Annotated in this window: 15 protein-coding genes; all 15 read left to right on the top strand. The window is 62.6% G+C overall.

What is annotated here, in order from left to right:
• A partial coding sequence (locus DH08_RS21595; protein WP_486867665.1) for an EF-Tu C-terminal domain-related protein occupies positions 1-74 on the top strand: 74 nt, incomplete at its 5' end.
• 69 nt (positions 75-143) lie between these two features.
• Positions 144-452 (top strand): 30S ribosomal protein S10, encoded by a 309-nt coding sequence (rpsJ, locus tag DH08_RS21590; protein WP_006205468.1) that lies wholly within the window; start codon positions 144-146, stop codon positions 450-452.
• Between the two features lie 61 nt (positions 453-513).
• Positions 514-1,242, top strand: a complete 729-nt coding sequence (gene rplC / locus DH08_RS21585; protein WP_120015230.1) for a 50S ribosomal protein L3 — start codon at positions 514-516, stop codon at positions 1,240-1,242.
• Complete coding sequence (gene rplD / locus DH08_RS21580) at positions 1,242-1,862, top strand: 50S ribosomal protein L4 (protein ID WP_006205466.1); 621 nt, start codon at positions 1,242-1,244, stop codon at positions 1,860-1,862. Before rplC ends, rplD begins: the two co-directional genes overlap by 1 nt.
• Complete coding sequence (locus DH08_RS21575; RefSeq protein ID WP_006205465.1) at positions 1,859-2,152, top strand: 50S ribosomal protein L23; 294 nt, start codon at positions 1,859-1,861, stop codon at positions 2,150-2,152. Before rplD ends, DH08_RS21575 begins: the two co-directional genes overlap by 4 nt.
• A gap of 22 nt (positions 2,153-2,174) precedes the next feature.
• Positions 2,175-3,008, top strand: a complete 834-nt coding sequence (gene rplB, locus DH08_RS21570) for a 50S ribosomal protein L2 (RefSeq protein ID WP_006205464.1) — start codon at positions 2,175-2,177, stop codon at positions 3,006-3,008.
• A 16-nt stretch (positions 3,009-3,024) separates the two neighbouring features.
• Positions 3,025-3,303 carry a 30S ribosomal protein S19 gene (gene rpsS, locus DH08_RS21565; RefSeq protein WP_006205463.1) on the top strand — a complete coding sequence of 93 codons (279 nt, stop codon included), beginning with the start codon at positions 3,025-3,027 and terminating at the stop codon, positions 3,301-3,303.
• 2 nt (positions 3,304-3,305) lie between these two features.
• A complete protein-coding gene (gene rplV, locus DH08_RS21560; RefSeq protein WP_006205462.1) occupies positions 3,306-3,695 on the top strand; it encodes a 50S ribosomal protein L22 in 390 nt (129 codons plus the stop codon).
• Positions 3,695-4,423, top strand: a complete 729-nt coding sequence (gene rpsC / locus DH08_RS21555) for a 30S ribosomal protein S3 (RefSeq protein WP_192181211.1) — start codon at positions 3,695-3,697, stop codon at positions 4,421-4,423. Before rplV ends, rpsC begins: the two co-directional genes overlap by 1 nt.
• Positions 4,424-4,450: 27 nt before the next feature.
• Positions 4,451-4,864, top strand: a complete 414-nt coding sequence (gene rplP, locus DH08_RS21550) for a 50S ribosomal protein L16 (RefSeq protein WP_023710557.1) — start codon at positions 4,451-4,453, stop codon at positions 4,862-4,864.
• A 13-nt stretch (positions 4,865-4,877) separates the two neighbouring features.
• The gene (gene rpmC, locus DH08_RS21545; RefSeq protein WP_006205459.1) at positions 4,878-5,078 is read left to right on the top strand and encodes a 50S ribosomal protein L29; all 201 of its coding nucleotides are present in this window, start codon (positions 4,878-4,880) and stop codon (positions 5,076-5,078) included.
• A gap of 11 nt (positions 5,079-5,089) precedes the next feature.
• A complete protein-coding gene (gene rpsQ / locus DH08_RS21540; protein ID WP_006205458.1) occupies positions 5,090-5,329 on the top strand; it encodes a 30S ribosomal protein S17 in 240 nt (79 codons plus the stop codon).
• A 72-nt stretch (positions 5,330-5,401) separates the two neighbouring features.
• The gene (rplN, locus tag DH08_RS21535) at positions 5,402-5,770 is read left to right on the top strand and encodes a 50S ribosomal protein L14 (protein WP_006205457.1); all 369 of its coding nucleotides are present in this window, start codon (positions 5,402-5,404) and stop codon (positions 5,768-5,770) included.
• Positions 5,771-5,782: 12 nt separating this feature from the next.
• Positions 5,783-6,097, top strand: a complete 315-nt coding sequence (rplX, locus tag DH08_RS21530; protein WP_006205456.1) for a 50S ribosomal protein L24 — start codon at positions 5,783-5,785, stop codon at positions 6,095-6,097.
• Positions 6,090-6,668: a 50S ribosomal protein L5 gene (gene rplE, locus DH08_RS21525; RefSeq protein WP_006205455.1), complete on the top strand. Its 579-nt coding sequence runs from the start codon at positions 6,090-6,092 to the stop codon at positions 6,666-6,668. Before rplX ends, rplE begins: the two co-directional genes overlap by 8 nt.
• Positions 6,669-6,671: the final 3 nt, after the last annotated feature.

Below are 6,671 nucleotides of genomic sequence, written 5' to 3'. Positions count from 1 at the left end.
AGAAGCTGCGCTTCGCCATCCGTGAAGGCGGCCGCACCGTCGGTGCCGGCATCGTCGTCACCATCAAAGAGTAATTTGGACTTAAACCGATCTGTCGCGGGCGCAGGAGTTGCCCGCGCCGCGCCAGAACAAGGAAGTGACGCATGAACGGACAGAATATCCGCATCCGCCTGAAGGCGTTTGATCACCGGGTGCTCGACGCCTCGACACGGGAAATCGTGTCGACGGCCAAGCGCACCGGCGCCAACGTCCGCGGTCCCATTCCGCTGCCGACGCGGATCGAAAAGTTTACGGTCAACCGGTCGCCTCACGTCGACAAGAAGAGCCGCGAGCAGTTCGAGATGCGCACGCACAAGCGTCTGCTCGACATCGTCGATCCGACCCCGCAGACGGTCGATGCTTTGATGAAGCTCGATCTGGCCGCCGGTGTGGACGTCGAGATCAAGCTCTAAGGGAATGAGAGCGCGGTAAGGGGCGGTGCCCCTGGCCCGGAACTCTAAAGGAATTGAACCGATGCGTTCAGGTGTGATTGCAAAGAAGGTGGGAATGACCCGCATCTATAATGATGCCGGGGAGCATGTTCCCGTCACCGTTCTCCAGATGGAGAACTGCCAGGTCGTGGCGCAGCGCACGCAGGAGAAGAACGGCTATACCGCCGTCCAGCTCGGCGTTGGCCTTGCCAAGGTGAAGAACACGTCGAAGGCGATGCGCGGCCATTTCGCGACCGCTTCCGTCGAGCCGAAGGCGAAGGTCGCCGAGTTCCGCGTCTCCGCCGACAACATGATCGATGTCGGCGCCGAGATCACGGTCGAGCACTTCGTCGCCGGCCAGAAGGTCGATGTGACGGGCACGACGATCGGCAAGGGTTTCCAGGGCGTCATCAAGCGTCACCACATGGGTGGCGGCCGCGCGACGCACGGTAACTCGGTCTCGCACCGTACGCACGGCTCGACCGGCCAGCGCCAGGACCCGGGCAAGGTGTTCAAGGGCAAGCATATGGCTGGCCACATGGGTGACACCCGCGTCACCACGCAGAATGTCGAGATCGTTTCGACCGACGCCGACCGCGGCCTGATCCTGATCCGCGGTGCGGTTCCCGGTTCGAAGGGTGCATGGATCCTGGTCCGCGACGCGGCCAAGGTTGCGTTGCCGGCCAATGCGCCGAAGCCTGCCGCGATCCGTGCCGTTGCTGCCGAAAGTGGCGCCAAGAACGATGCCCCGGCCACAGAGGGAGCGGAATAATGGACCTCAAGATCACAACGCTGGGCGGCAAGGACGCCGGCAAGGTGAAACTCTCCGAGGAGATTTTCGGCCTTGATCCGCGCGAGGACATCCTGCAGCGCGTCGTGCGCTGGCAGCTGGCCAAGAAGCAGCAGGGCACGCACAAGGCCAAGGGCCGCGCCGAGATCGCGCGCACCGGCGCCAAGATGTACAAGCAGAAGGGTACGGGCCGCGCCCGTCACCATTCGGCACGCGCTCCGCAGTTCCGCGGCGGCGGCAAGGCCCACGGCCCGGTCGTTCGCAGCCACGAGCACGACCTGCCGAAGAAGGTTCGCGCGCTCGGCCTCAAGCATGCTCTCTCGGCCAAGGCCAAGAGCGCTTCGATCATCGTCATCGACGAGCTGAAGCTGACCGAGGCCAAGACAAAGGCGCTGATCGCGAATTTCGCGACGCTCGGCCTGACCAACGCCTTGGTGATCGGCGGCGCCGAGCTTGACCAGAACTTCAAGCTGGCGGCGACCAACATCCCGAACATCGACGTGCTGCCCATCCAGGGCATCAACGTCTACGACATTCTGCGCCGCGGCACGCTGGTCCTTTCGAAGGCCGCCGTCGAGGCTCTCGAGGAGCGCTTCAAATGACCGACCTTCGTCACTACGACGTGATCGTCTCGCCGGCGATCACCGAAAAGTCCACCATGGCTTCCGAGCAGAACCAGGTCGTCTTCAACGTCGCCAAGAAGGCGTCGAAGCCGGAAATCAAGGCCGCTGTCGAAGCGCTGTTTGGCGTCAAGGTGATGGCCGTGAACACGCTTGTCCGCAAGGGCAAGATCAAGCGCTTCCGCGGCACGATCGGCCGCCAGAGCGACGTCAAGAAGGCGGTTGTGACGCTGGCCGACGGCCAGTCGATCGACGTCGCGACGGGTCTCTGAGCTAGGCCGCGAGGACAGGACAATGGCACTTAAAAAATTCAACCCGGTAACGCCGAGCACCCGCCAGCTGGTCATCGTCGACCGCTCGGGCCTCTACAAGGGCAAGCCCGTCAAGGGCCTGACCGAAGGCCTGACCAAGTCGGGCGGCCGCAACAATCACGGCCGCATCACGGCCCGCTTCATCGGCGGTGGTCACAAGCGTACGTACCGCATCATCGACTTCAAGCGCCGCAAGTTCGACGTCGTCGGCACGGTGGAGCGCATTGAATACGATCCGAACCGCAGCGCCTTCATCGCGCTGATCAAGTACGACGATGGCGAGCTGTCCTACATCATCGCCCCGCAGCGCCTCGCCGCCGGCGACAAGATCGTGGCCGGCGAAGCAGTCGACGTAAAGCCGGGTAATGCGATGCCGCTGGCCTCGATGCCGGTTGGCACGATCGTCCACAACATCGAGCTGAAGCCGGGCAAGGGCGCCCAGGTTGCCCGTTCGGCGGGCGGCTACGCCCAGCTCGTCGGCCGCGACCAGGGCATGGCGATCCTGCGCCTCAACTCGGGTGAGCAGCGTGTCGTGCACGGCTCCTGCATGGCGACCGTCGGCGCGGTGTCGAACCCCGACCACGGCAACATTAATGACGGCAAGGCAGGCCGCACCGTGTGGCGCGGCAAGCGCCCGCACAATCGCGGCGTGACCATGAACCCGGTCGACCATCCGCATGGCGGCGGCGAAGGCCGCACCTCGGGTGGCCGCCATCCGGTTTCGCCCTGGGGCAAGCCGACCAAGGGCAAGAAGACGCGGTCCAACAAGGCGACCGACAAGTTCATCCTGCGCTCGCGCCATCAGCGCAAGAGCTAAGAAGAGGTAACGCCAAGTGACTCGTTCTATTTGGAAAGGCCCCTTCATCGACGGCTACCTTCTCAAGAAGGTGGACAAGGTTCGTGAAGGTGGTCGCAATGAGGTGATCAAGATGTGGAGCCGCCGCTCCACCATCCTGCCGCAGTTCGTCGGCTTCACCTTCGGTGTCTACAACGGCCAGAAGCATGTTCCCGTCTCCGTGAACGAGGACATGGTCGGTCACAAGTTCGGTGAATTCGCTCCGACCCGGACCTATTACGGTCACGGCGCGGATAAGAAGGCGAAGAGGAAATAATCATGGGCAAGGCCAAAGCTCCGCGCAGGCTTGCTGACAACGAAGCGCGCGCCGTTCTGCGCACGATCCGTATCAGCCCGCAGAAGCTGAACCTGGTTGCCGCGCTGATCCGCGGCAAGAAGGTCGCGACAGCGCTTTCCGACCTCGAATTCTCGGCCAAGCGGATTTCCGGCACGGTCAAGAAGACGCTGGAATCGGCAATCGCCAACGCGGAAAACAACCACGACCTGGACGTCGATGCGCTGATCGTGGCGGAAGCCTATGTCGGCAAGTCGATCGTCATGAAGCGGTTCCATGCCCGTGGCCGTGGTCGCGCCAGCCGTATCGAGAAGCCGTTCTCGCACCTCACGATCGTCGTTCGTGAAGTCGAGGAAAAAGGGGAGGCCGCATAATGGGCCAGAAAGTCAATCCGATCGGGCTGCGTCTCGGCATCAACCGTACCTGGGATTCGCGCTGGTTCGCGAACACCGGCGAATACGGCCAGCTGCTGCATGAGGACATCAAGATCCGCAAGTATCTTGAGAAGGAACTCAAGCAGGCCGCGATCTCGAAGGTCGTGATCGAGCGTCCGCACAAGAAGTGCCGCGTCACCATCCATGCGGCGCGTCCGGGCCTGATCATCGGCAAGAAGGGCGCCGACATCGAGAAGCTTCGCAAGAAGTTGATGGAGATGACGAAGTCCGAGACGCACCTCAACATCGTCGAGGTGCGCAAGCCCGAGATCGACGCGACGCTGGTCGCCCAGTCGATCGCCCAGCAGCTCGAGCGCCGCATCGCGTTCCGCCGCGCCATGAAGCGCGCCGTGCAGTCGGCGATGCGCCTCGGTGCCGAAGGCATCCGCATCAACTGCTCGGGACGCCTGGGCGGCGCCGAAATCGCGCGCATGGAATGGTACCGCGAAGGCCGCGTGCCGCTGCATACGCTGCGCGCCGACGTCGACTACGGCACGGCCGAGGCGCAGACCGCCTACGGCATCTGCGGCGTCAAGGTCTGGGTGTTCAAGGGCGAGATCCTCGAGCACGACCCGATGGCTTCGGAGCGCCGCGCCACCGAGGGCGATCATTCGCATGGCGGTGGTGGTGGCGAGCGCGAACGCGGTCGCCGTCGCGAAAACGCCTGAGACATTTAGGAATTTGGAGTTAGAACGATGCTGCAGCCAAAGCGCACAAAGTTCCGCAAGCAGTTCAAGGGCCGCATCCATGGTACCGCCAAGGGCGGCACCAACCTGGATTTCGGCGGTTTCGGGCTGAAGGCGCTTGAGCCGAACCGCGTCACCGCGCGCGAGATCGAGGCGGCCCGCCGCGCGATCACCCGCGAGATGAAGCGCGCCGGCCGCGTCTGGATCCGTGTTTTCCCGGACGTGCCGGTCACTTCGAAGCCGACCGAAGTCCGCATGGGCAAGGGCAAGGGCGCGGTCGACTACTGGGCGGCGCGCGTCAAGCCGGGCCGCATCATGTTCGAGATCGACGGCGTCAACGAAGAAACCGCCCGTGAGGCGCTGCGTCTCGGCGCGGCCAAGCTCTCGGTCAGGACGCGCTTCGTACAGCGCATCGCAGAATAAGGACGGGCTGATCATGAAAGCCGAAGACATCCGGACGAAGACCCAGGACCAGCTGACCGACGATTTGGCCAGCCTGAAGAAGGAGCAGTTCAACCTGCGCTTCCAGAAGGCCACCGGCCAGCTCGAGAAGACCGCGCGCGTGAGGCAGGTCCGCAAGGACATTGCGCGCATCAAGACCATCGCTGCGGAAAAGTCCGCGGCCAAGAAGGCTTAAGGACGAAAACCATGCCAAAGCGCATTCTGCAGGGCACCGTCGTCAGCGACAAGAACGAGAAGACGGTTGTCGTCAAGGTCGAACGGCGCTTCACGCATCCCGTGATGAAGAAGACCGTGCGCATGACCAAGAAGTACAAGGCGCACGACGAGAACAACGCCCACAAGGTCGGCGATCAGGTGTTCATCCAGGAATCGAAGCCGATTTCCAAGGACAAGCGCTGGATCGTCGTAGCCTCGGACCAGGCGTAACAAACGAATTTTGGACAGACCGGGGAGGGGTGAAGAACCCGTCCCGTTAAGAAGAGAAGAAGGCGGCCAGTCATGATTCAGATGCAAACAAACCTCGACGTCGCGGATAATTCCGGCGCTCGTCGTGTCATGTGCATCAAGGTGCTGGGCGGCTCGAAGCGGAAATACGCTTCCGTGGGCGACATCATCGTGGTGTCGATCAAGGAAGCCATTCCGCGCGGCCGCGTGAAGAAGGGCGATGTGATGAAGGCGGTCGTGGTTCGCACGGCCAAGGACATCCGCCGCCCGGACGGCAGCGTGATCCGTTTCGACAAGAACGCGGCCGTTCTCGTCGACAACAAGAAAGAGCCGATCGGCACGCGTATCTTCGGACCGGTTCCGCGCGAACTCCGCGCCAAGAACCACATGAAGATCATCTCGCTCGCGCCTGAAGTGCTGTAAGGAGCCGGACCAATGCAAAAGATTAGAAAAGGCGACAAGGTCGTCGTGCTGGCCGGCAAGGACAAGGGCCGTTCGGGCGAAGTCCTCTCGGTGCAGCCGAAGGACGACACCGCGCTGGTGCGCGGCGTCAACATGATCCGTCGTCACCAGAAGCAGTCCCAGTCCCAAGAGGGCGGGATCATCACCAAGGAAGCGCCGATCCAGCTGTCGAACATCGCGCTGGCCGACCCCAAGGATGGCAAGCCGACTCGCGTCGGTTTCATCTTCCAGAAGGACGGCAAGAAGGTGCGCGTCGCCAAGCGCTCGGGAGAAGTCATCAATGGCTAAGGCTCAATCCAAGCAGGCGGCTGCCGCCAACACGCCGCGCCTCAAGCAGGTCTACAACGAGACCATCCGCAAGGCGCTGCAGGAGCAGTTCGGCTACGAAAACGAGATGCAGGTTCCGCGCATCGACAAGATCGTGCTGAACATGGGTGTTGGCGAAGCGACCGGCGATTCGAAGAAGCCTTCGATCGCGGCCGAAGACCTGGCGATGATCGCCGGTCAGAAGGCTGTCGTTACCCGCGCTCGCAATTCGATCGCCGGCTTCAAGGTCCGCGAGAAGATGCCGATCGGCGCCAAGGTCACGCTGCGCAAGGAACGCATGTACGAGTTCCTCGACCGTCTCGTGAACATCGCGCTGCCGCGCGTCCGCGACTTCCGCGGACTCAATCCGAAGAGCTTCGATGGCCGTGGCAACTACGCCATGGGCATCAAGGAACACATCGTGTTCCCGGAGATCAACTACGACAAGGTTGATCAGGTCTGGGGCATGGACGTCATCGTTTGTACGACGGCGAAGACGGACGACGAAGCCAGGGCACTGCTCAAGGCTTTCAACTTCCCCTTCCGCCAGTAACGG

The sequence above is a fragment of the Mesorhizobium amorphae genome (genome assembly GCF_014843845.1).
In the GTDB taxonomy this organism is placed as follows: Bacteria; Pseudomonadota; Alphaproteobacteria; order Rhizobiales; family Rhizobiaceae; genus Mesorhizobium; species Mesorhizobium amorphae_A.
This window is presented reverse-complemented; position numbering and strand designations above follow the sequence as displayed.